The organism is Pseudomonas sp. MDT1-85 (assembly GCF_054898065.1).
Window position 1 is genome coordinate 110605 of sequence record NZ_CM142715.1, and the last position, 18097, is coordinate 128701.

Here is an 18097-nt window from a genome sequence, read left to right on the forward strand (position 1 = left end):
AGTCTCCTTAGTTGACCTTGACTTGACCGCTGCCATCCAAGCGCGCGGCGAAACTGACCTGACGCTTGAAACCATCAACTTCCAGCAGGCCTTCGATGCTGAAGGACAGGCGAAGCTGATCGTTGTCACGCGGCAGGGAGATGACACGCACATTGCTCAGGCGTGGCTCGTAGGCTTCGATGAAGCTTTCGATGGCCAAGCGGGCCTGACTCAGGGAGTCGTGCAGGCTCAGGCGCATGTCATTGAGATCGGGTAGCCCGTAATCGGACAGCGTTTGCACGCTGCCCGCACGGGTGCTGAGCATCTTGGCCAGATGGGCAGCCACCGACGCCATGGCGGATACCTCGCGGCTCCAGCCGACGCGTTTGTCCGCGTCGCCACCCAGGCGTTCGAAAAGGCTGCCGTATCCAGTCATGAGTTAGGCTCCGCTTACTCTTTGTCCAGCTTGCCAACCAGCGACAGGGTGAAATCGGCACCCATGTACTTGAAGTGCGGGCGCACGTTCAGGCTGACGCGGTACCAGCCAGGCTCGCCTTCAACATCGCTGACGATGATTTGCGCAGCGCGCAGTGGACGACGGCCACGAACTTCGGCGCTTGGGTTTTCCTGGTCGGCCACGTACTGGCGGATCCACTTGTTGAGTTCCAGCTCGAGGTCGGTACGTTCTTTCCACGAACCGAGTTGCTCGCGCTGCAGCACTTTCAAGTAGTGAGCCAGGCGGTTGACAATCATCATGTACGGCAGTTGGGTGCCGAGCTTGTAGTTCAGCTCTGCAGCCTTGCCTTCAGCACTGATGCCGAAGAACTTCGGCTTCTGCACCGAGCTTGCGGAGAAGAACGCCGCGTTGTCGGAGCCTTTGCGCATGGTCAGGGAGATGAAACCTTCCTCGGCCAGTTCGTATTCACGACGGTCGCTGACCAGTACTTCGGTCGGGATCTTGGTTTCGATTTCGCCCATGCTTTCGAAGTGGTGCAACGGCAGGTCTTCAACCGCGCCACCGCTCTGCGGGCCGATGATGTTCGGGCACCAGCGGAATTTGGCGAAGCTGTCGGTCAGCTTGGTGCCGAACGCGTAGGCAGTGTTGCCCCACAGGTAGTGCTCGTGGCTGTTGGCGACGGTTTCTTTGTACACGAACGATTTGACCGGGTTTTCTTCCGGATCGTACGGGTTACGCAGCAGGAAACGCGGCACGGTCAGGCCAACGTAACGGGAGTCTTCCGACTGGCGGAAGCTCTGCCATTTGGCGAATTGCGGGCCTTCGAAGTGATCTTTCAGATCTTTCAGATCCGGCAGACCGGTGAAGCTTTCCAGGCCGAAGAATTTCGGGCCGGCAGCCGCGATGAACGGTGCGTGCGACATGCAGGCAACGCTGGACACGTACTGCATCAGTTTCACGTCCGGCGAGCTTGGGGACATGAAGTAGTTAGCGATGATCGCACCAACCGGCTGACCACCGAACTGACCGTATTCAGCGGTGTAGATGTGCTTGTACAAGCCAGCCTGCATCACTTCCGGCGAATCTTCAAAATCGTCCAGCAGGTCTTCTTTGGAGACGTTGAGGATTTCGATCTTGATGTTTTCGCGGAAGTTGGTGCGGTCGACCAGCAACTGCAGGCCACGCCACGACGATTCCAGGGACTGGAAGGCCGGGTGGTGCAGGATTTCGTCCATCTGGCGGCTGAGCTTGGCATCGATCTCGGCGATCATGCGGTCAACCATGGCCTTCTTGACTGGCTCACCGTTGTTCTGCGGCTTGAGCAGCTCTTCGATGAAGGCCGACACACCGCGCTTGGCGATGTCGTAGGCTTCGTCGTCCGGCGTCAGGCGGGTTTCGGCGATGATGCTGTCGAGAATGCTGTATTCGCCGTTCTCTTTGCTCTTTTGCTGTGCTGCGCTAGTGCTCATTGTTGGCTTCCTTGACTGATAGAGGCTCAGACGTTTTGGGCGGCGTCCTGGGCTGCGGCGTTCAGGCCCAGTTCACCCAGTACGCGACCGCGGGATTCGTCGTCGGCGAGCACGCCTTCGATGGCTTTGCGGAACGCAGGCGCGTTACCCAGCGGGCCTTTGAGGGCCACCAGCGCGTCGCGCAGTTCCATCAGTTTTTTCAGCTCAGGCACTTGCTCGACCAGCGAGGCCGGGTTGAAGTCCTTCATCGAGTTGACGCGCAGTTGCACGGCCAGTTCTTCAGTGTCGCTTTCTTCCTGAAGACGGTTCGGCACGCTCAGCGTCAGGCTCAGCTCTTGCTTGGCCAGCACTTCGTCGAAGGTCATCTTGTCGATGCTGATCGGCTTGCGATCTTCGACTTTGCGTTCGTCCTTGCGGTGGGTGTAGTCACCGATTGCCAGTAGTTTCAGCGGCAGTTCAATCTCTTCCTGAGCACCGCCGGTGGCGGGTTTGAAGGTGACGTTGATGCGTTCCTTGGGGGCTACCGAGCCTTCTTTGGCCATGGCTTTTCTCCTTGCGGTTGTGGCCCTGGGGCCTATTCGAGTACCACTTCGAGATCGAGGTGGCACAGCCTGCGATAAATCTCTTCCTTGCGTTCACGCACTGCATGGTTCTGCGGTAACAACTCGCAGCAGCTATGCAGCAAATGCAGCACTTGCAGCGCAAGATCGGGCTCCCAGGCGTGCAGGCCTGAGTCCTGTAATGTTTGGTCGAGGGTTTCGAGTTGGGTCTTGGCCAGTTCGTATTTCTTGGCCATGAAACACAGCCGCGCGAGGGCGAACTGCCAGAAAAATCGGACCCGCCCGCCGTGAGCACTTTGCAAGCCTTGCTTGAGGATCTGCACGGCGGCCTTGAGGCCGTCCTTGCGCAGAGTCGGCAAGACTTCTTCCAGGGCCAGTTCCCAGGCCGGCTGGGTATCGGCGACTTCGACCTTGCGCGGCGCACTGGCGCTTTGCAGGTGCGGCATGACGTTGGCGCCGATCCAGGCGCGGGTGGCCGGATCGGCGAACGGCGCGCCGTCATGGAAACGCAATTCGATGATGCCGGGCAGGCGCTGAACCAACAGCGCGAAGTGGATTTCCACTTCGCGCATCGCCATCTCGGCATTCAGCCCCTGAAGGCATTCCCAGACCATTCGCTGGCCATCGAACCAGAACGGCGCCTTCGCGAGGCTCGCCTCCAGCTCTACCAGCAGGTCAGCGTATTTCCCCTGGTCGTAGCGGTCCTGATAGGACTTGAGCTTGTCGGCAGGCAAACCGCGCAGAACGGTGATCTGTTCGGCGTTGCGCTCGGGCACCGCGTCGATGGGCAGCCACAACAGCGTGCGATTGAGGCGCAGGGCGCGTAGATCAGTAGCCTTCTGCTTGAGCCACCAGGCACACAATGGACGGGCGTTTTCCTGCTGGGCGCGCAGGGCCTTGTGGGCTTCTTTCTCGTTGTCGATTGGGGCGCCAGGGGTGAACAGCTGGGTCGCGGCCTGTTTGACCTGAGCCACCGCGGCGCCCACCACACCGGGTTCCGGCTGATTGTCAGCGGCGCGCTGGACCAGGTTTTTCAAGCGACGGGAGATCGGCAACAGCAACGGCGCGTCATCGCCCAGATGCTCGGTGCACGCAGCATCAAGGCCTTCCAGGTGCTCCACCAGACGGCGGAACAGCGGCAGTTGCTCTTTGATCGCGACGTTTTCGTTCAGCACCTGCTCAAGACGCGGCACCAACCAACTGATGGCAGCGGAGCGAGTGCGGGCCTTGTTCGGATGAACCTCGGCCCAATGGTTTTCACAGAGATGGTGCAACAAACCGAGGCCGGCCAGCAGCCCCTGAAAGGATTCGCGCTGGTACAGCGCCCAGGTCAACCACGCGCCGACACGCAAATCCTTGGATTGGGTGCGCAGCAGGTTTTCACTGTTTTCGCGGATTTTCAGCCAGTCAATCTGACCGCTTTCGTGCATGGATGAGGCTTTACCCAGCTCGCTTTCCAACGCCTCGTATTCGCTCGAGAAACGAACGTCCTCGCCCGCGAAATTCTCTTTGGAAACAGAGGCTTTTGCGAGTTCAAGGTAATGAGCGGAAAGTTTGCTTGAGTAGGACATCCGTGACCTTTAATTAGGATTACAGTCATGCGGCCATTGGAGTTGAAATGGCGCCGGACAGTATCAAAGAGCTGCGATGAGTCTCATCCAATTGAGTTCGCGCTCTTTCAAGGCGCGCATCCTAATCACAATGATGGCCACTAGCAAGCATCCAGTTAAACAACAAGACGACGTGTTCTCTGTTGCTTGTAGGAGATCACCCTATATGTGGCAGGGGATTCCCTGACGTCGGCTTGCCATTCCCGTCTTCGGCGCATCGCCCTGTAACCGTTGAGCCAGAGCGGTTCGTCAGGCCTGCTTGTAAGCACTGAAAACTCAACCCCCTGAAGCAGGACCAAGCATGACAAAAATAAGGAACGATAAATGTAGGAGTTTTCCGAAAAGTTACAGTCATCCATGAACAAAAGGATGAAGGACAACGAACACTTAAAAAATGACATCATTATGATGGCACCTTATATGTATCGATATTCACCCAATAAAGCCATGGACAATTCAATCAATACACTCTGCTTTCCAATGTGTACTAATCAGCCCACACCAAACTGTATATAAAAGGAAACGACACTCACAAAAAATGGGCACCCGATTCAATCGGCATGCCCATTTTTCAATACGGTTCTCCCCGCTTTTCAGGGAGTTCGCCGCAATTATGGATTAACGCTGTCCTTCAACGACTTGCCTGGCTTGAACGCAACAGTGTTGCTGGCCTTGATTTTGACTGGCTCACCGGTCTGCGGGTTTTTGCCCGTACGTGCACCGCGATGGCGTTGCAGGAAAGTCCCGAAGCCCACCAGCGTGACGCTGTCTTTGCGGTGCAGAGCGCCGGTAATTTCTTCGAGAACGGCGTTGAGAACGCGGTTGGCCTGTTCTTTGGTGAGGTCTGCTTTTTCCGCGATTGCAGCGGCGAGTTCTGGTTTACGCATGAGTGAAGCCCCTTTGACGGTTTTTTGTTGTTATGTCCGTGCTGTTCTCGTTGGAACAGCGCCCAAGGCGCCGCAGGTGCTCTACTCTGCGGCAGACGGGAGTGAGAATGGCACGCGCTTAAGAGCGGCGCCAGTCTCCGCGCGACCTTTGCGGGGGCAAAAGCGGGGTGATTCCGACAGAACGACCGCTATTTACGCCAGCAAGGCTGGAAGCTCTTTGTTCAGAGCGAGTTTTTCCATTACCGCCGCCCCTGTCAGGGCATAGCCCAGCAGTTTGCCGGCGCTGTCGCGGCACAATACCTTGATGTCCGCGCCCTGCCCTTCGACCGTCCAGACGCCCTCCGCGCCCCGTGGCGGCGGCGAAACCACCAATGGGCAGACCGGGGTTTTCACGGTGATCGGCATCGGGCCATAACTCACCGCTGTAGGGTTGCCGGCGAGGGTTTGGGCCAGCGCTCTCGCACAGCTCATGAGGGGCATGACGTACAACAGATTCAGCCCATCGACCTCGGCGCAGTCGCCCAAGGCATAGATGTTGGCGTGAGAAGTTTTCAGATGACGGTCGACCACTACGCCACGGTTGACCTGCAGCCCGGCAGCAGCCGCCAGGTCGATGCGCGGGCGCAGACCGATGGCCGACACCACCACGTCGCACGGGATCACCTGGCCATCGGACAGATGCGCTTCCAACCCGTCTGCCACTCGTTGCAGGCGATGGAGCACCGGCCCGAGGTGGAAGCGCGCGCCCAGGCTTTCCAGGCCGGCCTGGACCGCAGCGGCCGCCGCTGGGTGCAGCAAGGTCGGCATGACCTGTTCGCACGGTGCAACCAGTTGCACCTCGTAACCGCCAAGGATGAGATCGTTGGCGAATTCGCAGCCGATCAAACCGGCGCCCAGCAGCAATACCCGACGCTTGCCGGCCGCAGCCGCGCGAAAGCGTGCGTAGCCTTCAAGATCATTGATCGGGAAAACGGCGTCAGCCGCGTCGCCTTCGATCGGCACCCGCACGGTTTCCGCGCCCCAGGCCAGGATCAGGTCGCGGTAGATCACCGCCTCTTCGCCGATCCACAGTCGTTTATGGCCCGGATCGATACCGCTGATGCGCGTGTGGGTGCGCACTTCGGCCTTCAATTGCTCGGCCATGGCGCCCGGTTCGGCCATGCTCAGGCCGTCGGCGTCTTTGTTCTTGCCGAAGCCGGTGGAGAGCATCGGCTTGGAGTAGGAGCGCCCATCATCGACGGTAATCAGCAGCAGGGGGGTTTCGCCATCGAGTTTGCGAAACTCCCGGGCCAGGTTGTAGCCGGCCAGCCCAGTGCCGACGATCACGACAGGTGCGTTCATTCCTTGCTCCTTTGACTCTTAGTTGATCTCGATCATTTCGAAATCCATCTTGCCCACGCCGCAATCCGGGCACAGCCAATCTTCCGGCACATCCTGCCACGGCGTGCCCGCCGCAATACCGTCGTCCGGCCAGCCCTCGGCTTCGTTATAGATCAGGCCGCAGACCACACATTGCCACTTTTTCATTCAGGTACTTCCTCAGATTCAGGCTTTTGCCGGCGCGAACGGTCGATAGGTGAAGTGTTGCCGTCCGGCTCAGGGGCGTTTTGTACTGATCGGGCCGTGCAGATGCAAGCCTGTTCGGCGTAACGGCGGGCCGGTCAATCAAAATCGGCGCCTGACATGGTAAGCTCGCCGCCTCATTTGCTGCCAATAATGACTCACTGTGCCGCACTCACCCCCCCCCCCAACGCCGGTCTGGCTCCCTCGAAGCCAACTGACGTCCCTCCCCGACACGTCTACGCTCGATTGGCTGTTCGATGAAGGGTCGCTGACTCGGCGTCTGATCCGCCTGTCGAATGATGGCTTCAGCGTCACGCCGCTGTTCGAAGGCTGGCAATCGCTGCGCGCCGACGAATGTGCGGCGCTGGAACTGGCCGAAGGCAGCGAAGGCTGGGTGCGCGAGGTGTATTTGCGCGGCCACGGTGAAGCCTGGGTGTTTGCCCGCAGCGTGGCGGCGCGTAGCGCGCTGCAGGGGGACGGGTTGCATATGGATGAATTGGGCAGCCGCTCGCTGGGCGAATTACTGTTTTGTGATCAGGCATTTCAGCGCCGGGCCATCGAGGTTTGTCACTATCCTCAAGCATGGTTACCAGTGGATGCCCGGGCGCCTGAACTGTGGGCCCGGCGCTCGCGTTTCCAGCGCGGTGCCTTGAGCGTGCTAGTGGCCGAGATTTTCCTGCCGACCTTGTGGAACGCCACCCGCGCCCATCCGGAGAACTGCTGATGTACCAAAGCCTGCTCAAGTCCCTGAACCGCGTGAATCCTCGGGCCTGGGATTTCATTCAGCTGACCCGCATGGATAAGCCGATCGGCATTTATTTGCTGCTGTGGCCAACGTTGTGGGCACTCTGGATTGCCGGTGAAGGCTCGCCGTCATTGGCCAATATCGTGATTTTCGTGCTCGGCGTGGTGCTGACCCGTGCCGGCGGTTGCGTGATCAATGATTGGGCAGACCGTAAGGTCGATGGCCACGTGAAACGCACCGAACAGCGGCCACTGGTAAGCGGCAAGATCAGTTCGAAAGAAGCGCTGGTGTTCTTCGCGATGCTGATGGGCGTGAGTTTCCTGCTGGTGTTGTGCACCAACGCAGCGACTGTCTGGCTGTCGCTGGGCGGTTTGGCCCTGGCCTTCACTTACCCGTTCATGAAGCGCTACACCTATTACCCGCAAGTGGTGCTGGGCGCGGCGTTCTCCTGGGGCATGCCGATGGCGTTCACCGCAGAAACCGGTGAACTGCCGGCGGCGGCCTGGTTGCTGTGGATCGCCAACCTGCTGGTGACCGTGGGCTACGACACCTATTACGCCATGACCGACCGCGACGATGACCTGAAGATCGGGGTGAAATCCACGGCGATTCTGTTTGGCGATGCCGACAGGGCGATCATTCTGACTTTGCAGGGGTTGGCGTTGGGATGCCTGCTGCTGGCGGGTTCGAAGTTCCAGCTCGGCGGCTGGTTCCATCTCGGGCTATTGGCGGCGGCGGGTTGTTTTGCATGGGAGTTCTGGTACACCCGCAGCAAGGACCGGATGCGCTGCTTCCAGGCGTTTTTGCACAATCACTGGGCGGGGTTGGCGATTTTTGTCGGGATTGTGCTGGATTACGCGTTGCGCTGAAGCGACTGACGCCTTCGCGGGCAAGCCTCGCTCCTACAGGAACGAGGCTGTGGCTCCTGAACTCGCTTACTTCTTCGGTCCTGTATTGGTGATGATGTGCCAGACATCTTTCATGCCGTCACCCTTCATTTCTCCAGGTTTTTCGTCCTTCATAAACGTATATAGCGGCTTACCGTCATAAGCCCATTGCATCGTGCCATCATCCCGTTTGATGGTCGTCCATTTGCCTTCGGCCTTGGCGCCCGCCGGGGCCATCATCGGTGGCCAGTTCTTGGCACAATCATCGTTACACATCGACTTGCCGCCCGTGTCCTTGTCGAACGTGTAAACGGTCATACCCTTATGGTCGACCATCATGTCGCCTTTCATCATCGCCGGTTCGGCGGCGAAAGCCATCGTCGGCAAAATCAAGGCAGCGGCCAACATCAGGGTTTTGAAGGAAAAAGTGTGCGGTGCCATGGAAACCTTCCTTTTGTGGTTGTCAGGATTCGGACTTAGAGCTTAGTTCAGGATCACGCCAATCGCAGGACGGCTAAAATACTGTCACACGACTGCAATAATTCCGTTATCTAATGCGGCGCAAGACAGTTAAATGACAAGAGGATTAACGCATGGTTGGCAGGAGCATTCTGATCGTCGACGACGAAGCGCCCATTCGCGAAATGATCGCCGTTGCGTTGGAAATGGCCGGCTATGACTGCCTGGAGGCAGAGAACTCGCAGCAGGCCCATGCCATTATCGTCGACCGCAAACCGGACCTCATCCTGCTCGACTGGATGCTGCCCGGCACTTCCGGCATCGAGTTGGCCCGCCGCCTCAAGCGAGATGAGCTGACCGGGGATATCCCGATCATCATGCTCACCGCCAAGGGCGAAGAGGACAACAAGATCCAGGGCCTGGAAGTCGGCGCTGACGACTACATCACCAAACCGTTTTCCCCCCGCGAACTGGTGGCGCGCCTCAAAGCCGTACTGCGCCGCGCGGGACCGACCGATGGCGAAGCGCCGATCGAAGTCGGTGGACTGCTGCTGGACCCGATCAGCCACCGCGTGACCATCGACGGCAAACCTGCCGAGATGGGCCCGACCGAATACCGTTTGCTGCAATTTTTCATGACCCACCAGGAACGTGCCTATACCCGTGGCCAGTTGCTGGATCAGGTCTGGGGCGGCAATGTCTATGTCGAAGAGCGCACGGTCGATGTGCACATCCGTCGCCTGCGCAAAGCCCTCGGCGATGCCTATGAAAATCTGGTACAAACCGTGCGCGGCACCGGCTACCGGTTTTCCACCAAGGCCTGAGCCGACCGCCAGATTCGCTGACAAGGACGCATTTTTCCGTGAACCAAAACTGGCATGGCACCCTGATTCGCCACATGCTGTTGCTGGTCACCGCCTGCTTGGTGATCGGTCTGATTTCCGGCTACTACGGCTGGAGCCTTGCCGTGGGCCTGGGCCTTTATCTGGCCTGGACCCTCAAGCAACTGCTGCGCCTGCACGAATGGCTGCGCCTGCACAAAGCCGATGAAGCACCGCCCGACGGCTACGGCCTGTGGGGTGAAGTGTTCGACAGCATCTACCACCTGCAACGCCGTGACCAACGGGTGCGCGGGCGCTTGCAAGCGGTGATCGACCGGGTCCAGGAATCCACCGCTGCGCTGAAAGACGCGGTGATCATGCTCGACAGCGACGGCAACCTGGAATGGTGGAACCGCGCCGCCGAAACCCTGCTGGGTCTCAAGACTCCTCAGGACAGTGGCCAGCCCGTGACCAACCTGGTGCGCCATCCGCGCTTCAAGGAATACTTCGAGCAGGACAGCTACGCCGAGCCATTGGAAATCCCCTCGCCGATCAATGATCGCCTGCGCATTCAGCTGTACATCACTCGCTACGGCAACAACGAACACTTGATGCTGGTGCGCGATGTGACGCGTATCCATCAGCTGGAACAGATGCGCAAAGACTTCATCGCCAACGTGTCCCACGAGCTGCGCACGCCTCTAACGGTGATCTGCGGCTATCTGGAAACGCTGCTCGATAACGTCGAAGAAGTGAATCCGCGCTGGACCCGTGCCCTGCAGCAGATGCAGCAGCAAGGCGGGCGCATGCAGACCTTGCTCAACGATTTGCTGCTGCTGGCCAAACTGGAAGCCACCGATTACCCGTCGGACAATCAACCGGTGTCCATCGACGGCCTGTTGCAATCGATCAAGGGCGACGCTCAGCAACTGTCCGGCCAAAAAAACCAGCACATCACCCTGGAAGCCGACCCGACGATTCTGCTCAAAGGCAGCGAAGCCGAATTGCGTAGCGCCTTTTCCAATCTGGTGTTCAACGCAGTGAAGTACACCCCGGCCGAAGGCAATATCCGCATTCGCTGGTGGGGCGACGATCAAGGCGCACACCTGAGCGTGCAGGATTCTGGGATCGGCATCGACAGCAAGCACTTGCCGCGCCTGACTGAACGCTTCTACCGCGTCGACTCCAGCCGCAACTCCAACACCGGCGGCACCGGGCTGGGGCTGGCCATCGTCAAACATGTGTTGCTGCGCCATCGGGCGCGTATGGAAATCAGCAGTGTGCCGGGCCACGGCAGCACGTTTATTTGCCATTTTGCGCCAGCCCAGGTGTCAAAATCCCGCGTCATCAGCGCCGCCGATTAATACCGGCCAGCACTCGCCACTAGGCAAGCCAAGAGTCAGCCGCTACATTGGCTGACTTGTGCCTGCCCTTCAGGCACTGTATTTCCTCCTTTTTTGAATACACGGAACCCGCAAAACTCCATCATGGACCCTTCCCCTGGCTTGACCCTCGCAACAATATTCGCCGATTTCGGCATGATTCTTTTTGCTCTGATCCTGGTTTTGCTCAACGGCTTTTTCGTTGCGGCGGAATTTGCCATGGTCAAATTACGCTCGACCCGGGTCGAAGCCATCGCAGAACAGCACGGCTGGCGCGGACACATCCTGCGCACCGTGCACAGTCAGCTCGATGCTTACCTGTCGGCGTGCCAATTGGGTATCACCCTCGCCTCCCTTGGCTTGGGCTGGGTCGGCGAACCGGCGTTCGCGCACCTTCTGGCACCTGTACTGACTGCCGTAGGCGTCGATTCCGCCGAAGTGGTCAAAGGCGTGTCGTTCTTTACGGCGTTCTTCATCATTTCGTACCTGCACATCGTGGTCGGCGAACTGGCCCCCAAATCCTGGGCCATCCGCAAGCCCGAGTTGCTGTCGCTCTGGACGGCGGTGCCGCTGTACCTGTTCTACTGGGCCATGTACCCGGCCATCTACCTGCTCAACGCCAGCGCCAACCAGATCCTGCGCATCGCAGGACAAGGTGAACCCGGCCCGCACCACGAGCACCATTACAGCCGTGAAGAACTGAAACTGATCCTGCACTCCAGCCGCGGCCAGGACCCGAGCGACCAAGGCATGCGCGTTCTGGCCTCGGCGGTGGAAATGGGCGAGCTGGAAGTGGTCGACTGGGCCAACTCCCGGGAAGACCTCGTGACGCTGGAGTTCAACGCACCGCTCAAGGAAATTCTGGCGATGTTCCGTCGCCACAAGTTCAGCCGCTACCCGGTGTACGACAGCGAGCGCCAGGAGTTCGTCGGCCTGCTGCACATCAAGGACTTGCTGCTGGAACTCGCGGCACTGGATCATATTCCCGAGTCGTTCAACCTCGCCGAACTGACCCGCCCGCTGGAGCGCGTGTCTCGCCACATGCCCCTGTCGCAGTTGCTGGAACAGTTTCGCAAGGGCGGTTCGCATTTCGCCGTGGTCGAGGAAGCCGACGGCAACATCATCGGCTACCTGACCATGGAAGACGTGCTGGAAGTGCTGGTCGGCGACATTCAGGACGAACACCGCAAGGCCGAACGCGGGATCCTCGCGTATCAGCCGGGCAAGCTGCTGGTGCGGGGCGATACGCCGCTGTTCAAGGTGGAACGCCTATTGGGCATCGACCTGGACCACATCGAAGCCGAAACCCTCGCCGGGCTGGTCTACGAAACCCTGAAACGGGTGCCGGAAGAGGAAGAAGTGCTGGAAGTCGAAGGCTTGCGGATCATCATCAAGAAGATGAAAGGGCCGAAGATCATTTTGGCCAAGGTGTTGATGCTGGATTAAGTGCAATGCGGGAAACCGCATTGCCCCTAAAAGATCGCAGCCTTCGGCAGCTCCTACAGGGGATTGGTGTATACCCGTAGGAGCTGCCGAAGGCTGCGATCTTTTGACTTTGATGTTTCACTGCTTGCCCAACGCAAAATTGGGCAACGCGCCTACCGGTTTATTGAACTGGTACGGAATCGATACCAGCCCCAACCCGGTATTGCGCTGCACCACGAAGTGCAGGTGCGGACCGCTGCTGTTGCCGGTATTGCCCGACAGCGCCAGTGCACTGCCCACCACCACTCGCTGACCTTCCCGCACGCTGACCGAACCTTGCTTGAGGTGCAGGTACACGCCCATGGTCCCGTCATCATGTAATACCCGCACGAAATTACCCGACGGATCATTGCCGCGCCCGGTCTGGCGATTCTCGGTTTTCACCACCATCCCGCCACGCGCCGCGATGATCGGCGTGCCTTCGGGCATGGCGATGTCCATCGCATAACGGTTCTTCGGCCCATAGTGGCTGTATTGGCCATTGGCGCCCTGACTCAGCCGAAACGGCCCACCGCGCCAGGGTAATGGATATCGATAGGCCATGGCGGCCCCTGCGGGGTCGCCCAGGGAATATTCGAACCTTGGGGTATACGTCAGCGGCCTTCCGGCCTTCGTCGCCTTGAGCAGCGCCAGACGAATGTTACTGCGCGCCGGCAGAACCCGACGGATCGGCCGGCTCGGCGCGCCGCTGACGTTATTGAGCCCGGCGAAACTCAGCTCGATCTCGACCGGTGCATACAGATCGTTACGCACGAACACACTGTCCATGCCCCTCTGCTTCTTGATATCGAGGTACACCTGCCGCTCGAGGCGTTCGACCATCCGGTCCCGAAAAACGAACACCTTCGCACCTTTGGTGGGGCGGTCGCTGTAAGAGACCACGCCACTGGCGTCGGTGGAGCGGTAAATCGTCATGGCCACAGCCGAGGTGGAGGCCATGAGCAGACCACAGAAAAACAGCAGGCGCGCGAGCATGGGCAAGATTCTGTCGAGTAAGGCCTGGAAAGGAGCCTAGCAGCTGAAATGGACCAGCGTAGTCGGCAGATGTTTCAGAATGGGTGGTTCAGGGGGATGTGTGGTGAATGTGATGGCCCCTTCGCGAGCAAGCCCGCTCCCACATTGGAATGCATTCCAATGTGGGAGCGGGCTTGCTCGCGAAGGCGGACTAACAGGCGACGCTATATCAAGCACCCGGCACAAAATGCTTCTGCGCGGTGCCACGGGCGATCAGGCGGGAAATGTAGTCGAGCTTCTGCGCATCCTGGTCGACAAAACGGAAAGTCAGTTGCAGCCACTCGCTGTCAGGTTTCGGCTCGAAGGCGACGATGGCATGCAGGTAGCCGTTGAGGCGGGCGATTTCGGCGTTATCGCCCTGTTCCAGGTCGAGCACGGCGCTGTCGAGGACTTGTGGCAGTGTGTCGGTGCGTTTCACCACCAGCAGCGCTTCCTTGATGCTCAAGGCCTTGATCACGCATTGCTGAGTGCCGCTCGGCAGGCGCAGTTGGCCTTGGCCACGACCGCCAACTGATGCTGCGGAGGCAGCAGGCGCCTTGACCGGCGGGCTGTTAAGCAGGCCGCGAGACGGTGCGGCAGCCGGGGCTGGCGCGGCGGCGACAGGTTTGGCGAACGGGTTGACCGGTGCTGCCGATGGCGCAGTGATCGCTGCCTTGCCGCCAGTGAGTGCGCTGAGGGAGTCGTTGCCGAACGCCGAGTTCATTTTGGTCGGCGCGCTGTTCATCAAGGTGTCGAGCTTGCCGACCTTGTTCAGCGCCTGCTTGACCTTGGTCAGCAGTTGCTCGTTGGTGAACGGCTTGCTGACGTAGCCGGAAACCCCGGCCTGGATCGCCTGGACGACGTTCTCTTTGTCGCCACGGCTGGTGACCATAACGAACGGCATGGTCTTGAGGTTGTCCTGTTCGCGGCACCAGGTCAGTAGTTCCAGACCGGACATTTCCGGCATTTCCCAGTCGCACAGAACCAGGTCGAACGCTTCTTTGGCCAGCATGGCCTGGGCCTTTTTGCCGTTGACTGCATCTTCGGTCCGGATTCCGGGGAAGTAGTTACGCAGGCACTTCTTCACCAGGTCACGAATGAACGACGCATCGTCCACGACCAACACACTGATCTTGCTCATCCAACCACCCCTTTAAAAATCCCGGCAAGCATAACGCTGGCTGATGGCACTTTGCCAAAACTCTTCAGTCACGCCGGGACTTTTCGTTCGCGGGTGCTGCTTTTAACGTCGACAACCACACACAAAAACGCCCGGCCAAAGGACCGGGCGTTTTTCTTGGGCAGTCTTACTTATCGTCAGCTTTGCCCGGAACATTAGCGGTTTCGGCACTTGTGCCTTCAACTTCTTCCTTCATGCGCTTGAGGCCCAGGTGACGCACGTCGGTGCCACGCACCAGGTAAATCACCAGTTCGGAGATGTTGCGCGCGTGGTCGCCGATTCGCTCCAGCGAGCGCAGCACCCAGATAATGCTCAAGACCCGCGAGATAGAGCGCGGGTCTTCCATCATGTAGGTGGCGAGTTCACGCAGTGCCGTCTTGTATTCGCGGTCGATGATCTTGTCGTACTGCGCCACCGACAACGCCAGGTCAGCGTCGAAGCGGGCAAACGCGTCCAGAGCATCGCGAACCATGTTGCGCACCTGGTCGCCAATGTGGCGAACCTCGACGTAACCGCGTGGCGCTTCGCCTTCTTCGCACAACTGAATGGCACGACGGGCGATCTTGGTGGCTTCGTCGCCGATGCGCTCCAGGTCGATCACCGATTTGGAGATGCTGATGATCAGACGCAAGTCCGACGCTGCCGGCTGACGACGAGCCAGAATGCGCAGGCATTCTTCGTCGATGTTGCGTTCCATCTGGTTGATCTGGTCGTCGATCTCACGCACTTGCTGGGCCAGACCGGAGTCGGCCTCGATCAGCGCGGTGACCGCGTCGTTGACCTGCTTCTCAACCAGCCCGCCCATGGCCAGGAGGTGGCTGCGAACTTCCTCCAGCTCAGCGTTGAACTGCGCGGAGATGTGATGGGTAAGGCCTTCTTTACTAATCATGTTGGCGTCCTTGGAGCGTCCGGTAAGGTGCGGTGAACCGCAGCGTCAGTTCAGTGAGCAACCACGGCTTCCTAGCCATAGCGACCGGTGATGTAGTCTTCGGTCTGCTTCTTCGCCGGATTGGTGAACAGGGTATCGGTGTCGCCGAATTCCACCAGTTTGCCCATGTACATGAACGCCGTGTAGTCGGAAACCCGCGCGGCCTGTTGCATGTTGTGGGTCACGATAACAATGGTGAACTTGGATTTCAGTTCGTAGATCAGCTCTTCGACTTTCAGCGTCGAGATCGGGTCGAGTGCCGAGCACGGTTCGTCGAGCAGCAGCACTTCCGGCTCTACGGCGATGGTGCGGGCAATCACCAGACGTTGCTGCTGACCACCGGACAGACCGAGCGCCGACTCGTGCAAACGGTCTTTGACTTCCTCCCACAGGGCCGCGCCTTTCAACGCCCACTCGACCGCTTCGTCGAGCACGCGCTTCTTGTTGATGCCCTGGATACGCAGGCCGTAAACCACGTTCTCGTAGATGGTTTTCGGGAACGGGTTAGGCTTCTGGAACACCATGCCGACACGACGACGCAGCTCGGCTACGTCTTCGCCCTTGCGGTAGATGTTGTTGCCGTAGAGGTTGATCTCGCCTTCTACGCGGCAGCCGTCCACCAGGTCGTTCATGCGGTTGAAGGTGCGCAGCAGCGTGGACTTGCCACAGCCGGACGGGCCGATGAAGGCGGTCACGCGCTGTTTCGGGATGTTCATGCTGACGTCGAACAGCGCCTGTTTGTCGCCGTAGAACAGATTCAGGCCCGGCACTTCGATGGCCACGGTTTCCTGCTCGAGACTCAGGCTCTGTTTGTCGCGGCCCAGGGCCGACATGTTGATGCCGTGGGTATGTGCTTCGTGCTGCATGGGAGGCTCCCTGTGCTAACAAATTCGGTTCGGTTTTTGTGGGAGCGAGCCTGCTCGCGATTCAGGCGATGCGGTTTAACTTGAAACCGCGGTGATGCCATCGCGAGCAGGCTCGCTCCCACATAGAAATCAGTGCTGCTTCAAATCAGCTATCCAGTGCTTTGTATTTTTCGCGCAGATGGTTACGGATATAAACGGCCGACAAGTTGAGCGTGGCAATCACCAGCACCAGCAGCAATGCAGTGGCGTACACCAGCGGCCGCGCGGCTTCGACGTTCGGGCTCTGGAAGCCAACGTCATAAATGTGGAAGCCCAAGTGCATGATCTTCTGGTCCAGGTGCAAGTACGGGTAGTTGCCGTCCAGCGGCAGCGACGGCGCCAGTTTCACTACGCCCACCAGCATCAGCGGCGCCACTTCCCCGGCGGCACGGGCCACGGCGAGGATCATGCCGGTCATCATCGCCGGGCTGGCCATTGGCAGCACGATCTTCCACAAAGTTTCAGCCTTGGTCGCGCCAAGGGCCAGCGAGCCTTCGCGAACGGTGCGAGGAATCCGCGCCAGGCCTTCTTCGGTGGCCACGATCACCACCGGCACCGCCAGCAGTGCCAGGGTCAGCGACGCCCAGAGCAGGCCCGGCGTACCGAAGGTCGGTGCCGGCAGTGCTTCAGGGAAGAACAACCGGTCGACCGAACCGCCGAGCACGTAAACGAAGAAGCCCAGACCGAACACGCCGTAAACAATGGCCGGAACACCCGCCAGGTTGTTCACCGCGATGCGGATCAGCCGCGTCATCGGCCCTTGCCGCGCATATTCACGCAGGTAAACCGCCGCCAGCACGCCGAACGGCGTCACGATCATCGCCATGATCAACGTCATCATCACGGTGCCGAAAATCGCCGGGAAAATCCCGCCTTCGGTGTTCGCTTCACGCGGGTCATCACTGAGGAATTCCCAGACCTTGCTGAAGTAGAAGCCGATCTTGGTGAGGGTGCCCATGCCGTTCGGCTGGTAGGCGTGAACCACTTTACCGATGCCGATCTCGACCTCTTTACCGTTCGCGTCGCGAGCGGTCAGGCTGTCGCGGTTGAACTGAGCGTGCAGATCATTCAGACGCGCTTCGATGTCCTGATAACGGGCATTCAACTCGGCGCGCTCGGACTCCAGGTCCGCTTGTGCGGCAGCGTCGAGACGGCCGGCCAGTTCCAGTTTGCGACCGTGCAGACGCACACGTTCGAGCCCTGCGTTGATCGCGCCGATGTCGACCTTTTCCAGAGTCTTGAGCTGTGCGGCGAGTTGGTTGACGCGTTCCACGCGTGCCTGCAACTCAGGCCATGCGGCCTCGCCTTCAGCAATGACCTTGCCATCCTGTTTGACGTTGACCAGGTAGCCGTAGAAGTTGCCCCACTCGCGACGCTCGACAGCCATCAGCTCAGGCGGGGTCGTTTGGTTAGTTAGCCACTCGCCGACAATCCAGGTGAAGTCAGTGCCGTTCAGATCACGGTTGCCGACCTTGATCAGCTCGCGCGTCATGAACTCCGGGCCCTGATCGGGCACCGGCAGGCCAGCGCTTTTCAGGCGCTCGCGTGGCACTTCTTCCTTCTGCACCACTTCGCCGATGACGAGGTGGTTGGCTTGACCTGGCACGTCGTAACTGGCGTGGATCAGGTCCGCCGGCCAGAAGTGACCCAGACCGCGCACGGCAATCACTGCCAGCAGGCCAATGGTCATGATGACTGCAATGGACACCGCGCCACCGCTGATCCAGACGCCGGGGGCGCCGCTCTTGAACCATCCATTCAGGGAGTTCTGTTTCACAGACTTCTAC

At 59.4% G+C, this 18097-nt stretch carries 18 protein-coding genes; 5 read left to right on the plus strand and 13 right to left on the minus strand.

Going from position 1 to position 18097, the window contains the following annotated elements:
• Nucleotides 1-7 precede the first annotated feature (7 nt).
• From tssE to ACYZT2_RS00575, 7 genes are all read right to left on the minus strand, one after another.
• Nucleotides 8-415: a type VI secretion system baseplate subunit TssE gene (tssE, locus tag ACYZT2_RS00545; protein WP_007934529.1), complete on the minus strand. Its 408-nt coding sequence runs from the start codon at nt 413-415 to the stop codon at nt 8-10.
• 14 nt (nt 416-429) lie between these two features.
• Nucleotides 430-1905, minus strand: coding sequence for a type VI secretion system contractile sheath large subunit (tssC, locus tag ACYZT2_RS00550; RefSeq protein WP_095126885.1), 1476 nt, complete (start codon nt 1903-1905; stop codon nt 430-432).
• A gap of 26 nt (nt 1906-1931) precedes the next feature.
• Complete coding sequence (gene tssB / locus ACYZT2_RS00555; RefSeq protein ID WP_461969237.1) at nt 1932-2447, minus strand: type VI secretion system contractile sheath small subunit; 516 nt, start codon at nt 2445-2447, stop codon at nt 1932-1934.
• Nucleotides 2448-2479: 32 nt separating this feature from the next.
• Nucleotides 2480-4036, minus strand: a complete 1557-nt coding sequence (tssA, locus tag ACYZT2_RS00560; protein WP_461969239.1) for a type VI secretion system protein TssA — start codon at nt 4034-4036, stop codon at nt 2480-2482.
• Between the two features lie 650 nt (nt 4037-4686).
• Nucleotides 4687-4962: an HU family DNA-binding protein gene (locus tag ACYZT2_RS00565; protein ID WP_003213368.1), complete on the minus strand. Its 276-nt coding sequence runs from the start codon at nt 4960-4962 to the stop codon at nt 4687-4689.
• A 192-nt stretch (nt 4963-5154) separates the two neighbouring features.
• On the minus strand, nt 5155-6303 hold the full coding sequence (locus ACYZT2_RS00570) for an NAD(P)/FAD-dependent oxidoreductase (RefSeq protein ID WP_461969241.1): 1149 nt from the start codon (nt 6301-6303) through the stop codon (nt 5155-5157).
• Nucleotides 6304-6321: 18 nt separating this feature from the next.
• Entirely contained in the window at nt 6322-6489 is a 168-nt protein-coding gene (locus ACYZT2_RS00575) for a rubredoxin (protein WP_007896465.1), read from the minus strand.
• 199 nt (nt 6490-6688) lie between these two features.
• Between ACYZT2_RS00575 and ACYZT2_RS00580 the strand changes: the two genes are divergently transcribed.
• Both ACYZT2_RS00580 and ubiA read left to right on the plus strand, forming a co-directional pair.
• Nucleotides 6689-7249 (plus strand): chorismate--pyruvate lyase family protein, encoded by a 561-nt coding sequence (locus ACYZT2_RS00580; RefSeq protein ID WP_461969244.1) that lies wholly within the window; start codon nt 6689-6691, stop codon nt 7247-7249.
• The gene (gene ubiA / locus ACYZT2_RS00585) at nt 7249-8139 is read left to right on the plus strand and encodes a 4-hydroxybenzoate octaprenyltransferase (RefSeq protein WP_461969246.1); all 891 of its coding nucleotides are present in this window, start codon (nt 7249-7251) and stop codon (nt 8137-8139) included. Before ACYZT2_RS00580 ends, ubiA begins: the two co-directional genes overlap by 1 nt.
• Nucleotides 8140-8205: 66 nt before the next feature.
• Here the strand turns inward: ubiA and ACYZT2_RS00590 are convergent, their stop codons facing one another.
• Nucleotides 8206-8598: a COG4315 family predicted lipoprotein gene (locus ACYZT2_RS00590; RefSeq protein WP_461969248.1), complete on the minus strand. Its 393-nt coding sequence runs from the start codon at nt 8596-8598 to the stop codon at nt 8206-8208.
• 152 nt (nt 8599-8750) lie between these two features.
• Here ACYZT2_RS00590 and phoB point away from each other — a divergent pair, with 152 nt between their 5' ends.
• The 3 genes from phoB to ACYZT2_RS00605 all read left to right on the plus strand — a co-directional run bounded on the left by phoB (nt 8751) and on the right by ACYZT2_RS00605 (nt 12265).
• Nucleotides 8751-9440 carry a phosphate regulon transcriptional regulator PhoB gene (phoB, locus tag ACYZT2_RS00595; protein WP_007896474.1) on the plus strand — a complete coding sequence of 230 codons (690 nt, stop codon included), beginning with the start codon at nt 8751-8753 and terminating at the stop codon, nt 9438-9440.
• A 74-nt stretch (nt 9441-9514) separates the two neighbouring features.
• Entirely contained in the window at nt 9515-10801 is a 1287-nt protein-coding gene (gene phoR / locus ACYZT2_RS00600; RefSeq protein ID WP_461973296.1) for a phosphate regulon sensor histidine kinase PhoR, read from the plus strand.
• A gap of 123 nt (nt 10802-10924) precedes the next feature.
• Nucleotides 10925-12265, plus strand: coding sequence for a hemolysin family protein (locus ACYZT2_RS00605; RefSeq protein WP_461969250.1), 1341 nt, complete (start codon nt 10925-10927; stop codon nt 12263-12265).
• Nucleotides 12266-12382: 117 nt separating this feature from the next.
• Here ACYZT2_RS00605 and ACYZT2_RS00610 read toward each other — a convergent pair whose 3' ends face one another.
• From ACYZT2_RS00610 to pstA, 5 genes are all read right to left on the minus strand, one after another.
• Nucleotides 12383-13279 carry a peptidoglycan DD-metalloendopeptidase family protein gene (locus ACYZT2_RS00610; RefSeq protein WP_461969252.1) on the minus strand — a complete coding sequence of 299 codons (897 nt, stop codon included), beginning with the start codon at nt 13277-13279 and terminating at the stop codon, nt 12383-12385.
• A gap of 208 nt (nt 13280-13487) precedes the next feature.
• Nucleotides 13488-14438 (minus strand): response regulator, encoded by a 951-nt coding sequence (locus ACYZT2_RS00615; RefSeq protein WP_461969254.1) that lies wholly within the window; start codon nt 14436-14438, stop codon nt 13488-13490.
• A gap of 166 nt (nt 14439-14604) precedes the next feature.
• Nucleotides 14605-15366, minus strand: coding sequence for a phosphate signaling complex protein PhoU (gene phoU, locus ACYZT2_RS00620; RefSeq protein ID WP_007896483.1), 762 nt, complete (start codon nt 15364-15366; stop codon nt 14605-14607).
• A 71-nt stretch (nt 15367-15437) separates the two neighbouring features.
• Complete coding sequence (gene pstB / locus ACYZT2_RS00625) at nt 15438-16271, minus strand: phosphate ABC transporter ATP-binding protein PstB (protein ID WP_461969256.1); 834 nt, start codon at nt 16269-16271, stop codon at nt 15438-15440.
• 145 nt (nt 16272-16416) lie between these two features.
• The gene (gene pstA / locus ACYZT2_RS00630; RefSeq protein WP_461969258.1) at nt 16417-18087 is read right to left on the minus strand and encodes a phosphate ABC transporter permease PstA; all 1671 of its coding nucleotides are present in this window, start codon (nt 18085-18087) and stop codon (nt 16417-16419) included.
• Between the last annotated feature and the right edge of the window lie 10 nt (nt 18088-18097).

Bases quoted from the DNA above. Each gene is read 5' to 3' on its own strand.
- tssE (WP_007934529.1), bottom strand. From the start codon at position 415: ATGACTGGATACGGCAGCCTTTTCGAACGCCTGGGTGGCGACGCGGAC.
- tssC (WP_095126885.1), bottom strand. From the start codon at position 1,905: ATGAGCACTAGCGCAGCACAGCAAAAGAGCAAAGAGAACGGCGAATAC.
- tssB (WP_461969237.1), bottom strand. From the start codon at position 2,447: ATGGCCAAAGAAGGCTCGGTAGCCCCCAAGGAACGCATCAACGTCACC.
- tssA (WP_461969239.1), bottom strand. From the start codon at position 4,036: ATGTCCTACTCAAGCAAACTTTCCGCTCATTACCTTGAACTCGCAAAA.
- ACYZT2_RS00565 (WP_003213368.1), bottom strand. From the start codon at position 4,962: ATGCGTAAACCAGAACTCGCCGCTGCAATCGCGGAAAAAGCAGACCTC.
- ACYZT2_RS00570 (WP_461969241.1), bottom strand. From the start codon at position 6,303: ATGAACGCACCTGTCGTGATCGTCGGCACTGGGCTGGCCGGCTACAAC.
- ACYZT2_RS00575 (WP_007896465.1), bottom strand. From the start codon at position 6,489: ATGAAAAAGTGGCAATGTGTGGTCTGCGGCCTGATCTATAACGAAGCC.
- ubiA (WP_461969246.1), top strand. From the start codon at position 7,249: ATGTACCAAAGCCTGCTCAAGTCCCTGAACCGCGTGAATCCTCGGGCC.
- ACYZT2_RS00590 (WP_461969248.1), bottom strand. From the start codon at position 8,598: ATGGCACCGCACACTTTTTCCTTCAAAACCCTGATGTTGGCCGCTGCC.
- phoB (WP_007896474.1), top strand. From the start codon at position 8,751: ATGGTTGGCAGGAGCATTCTGATCGTCGACGACGAAGCGCCCATTCGC.
- phoR (WP_461973296.1), top strand. From the start codon at position 9,515: ATGCTGTTGCTGGTCACCGCCTGCTTGGTGATCGGTCTGATTTCCGGC.
- ACYZT2_RS00605 (WP_461969250.1), top strand. From the start codon at position 10,925: ATGGACCCTTCCCCTGGCTTGACCCTCGCAACAATATTCGCCGATTTC.
- ACYZT2_RS00610 (WP_461969252.1), bottom strand. From the start codon at position 13,279: ATGCTCGCGCGCCTGCTGTTTTTCTGTGGTCTGCTCATGGCCTCCACC.
- ACYZT2_RS00615 (WP_461969254.1), bottom strand. From the start codon at position 14,438: ATGAGCAAGATCAGTGTGTTGGTCGTGGACGATGCGTCGTTCATTCGT.
- phoU (WP_007896483.1), bottom strand. From the start codon at position 15,366: ATGATTAGTAAAGAAGGCCTTACCCATCACATCTCCGCGCAGTTCAAC.
- pstB (WP_461969256.1), bottom strand. From the start codon at position 16,271: ATGCAGCACGAAGCACATACCCACGGCATCAACATGTCGGCCCTGGGC.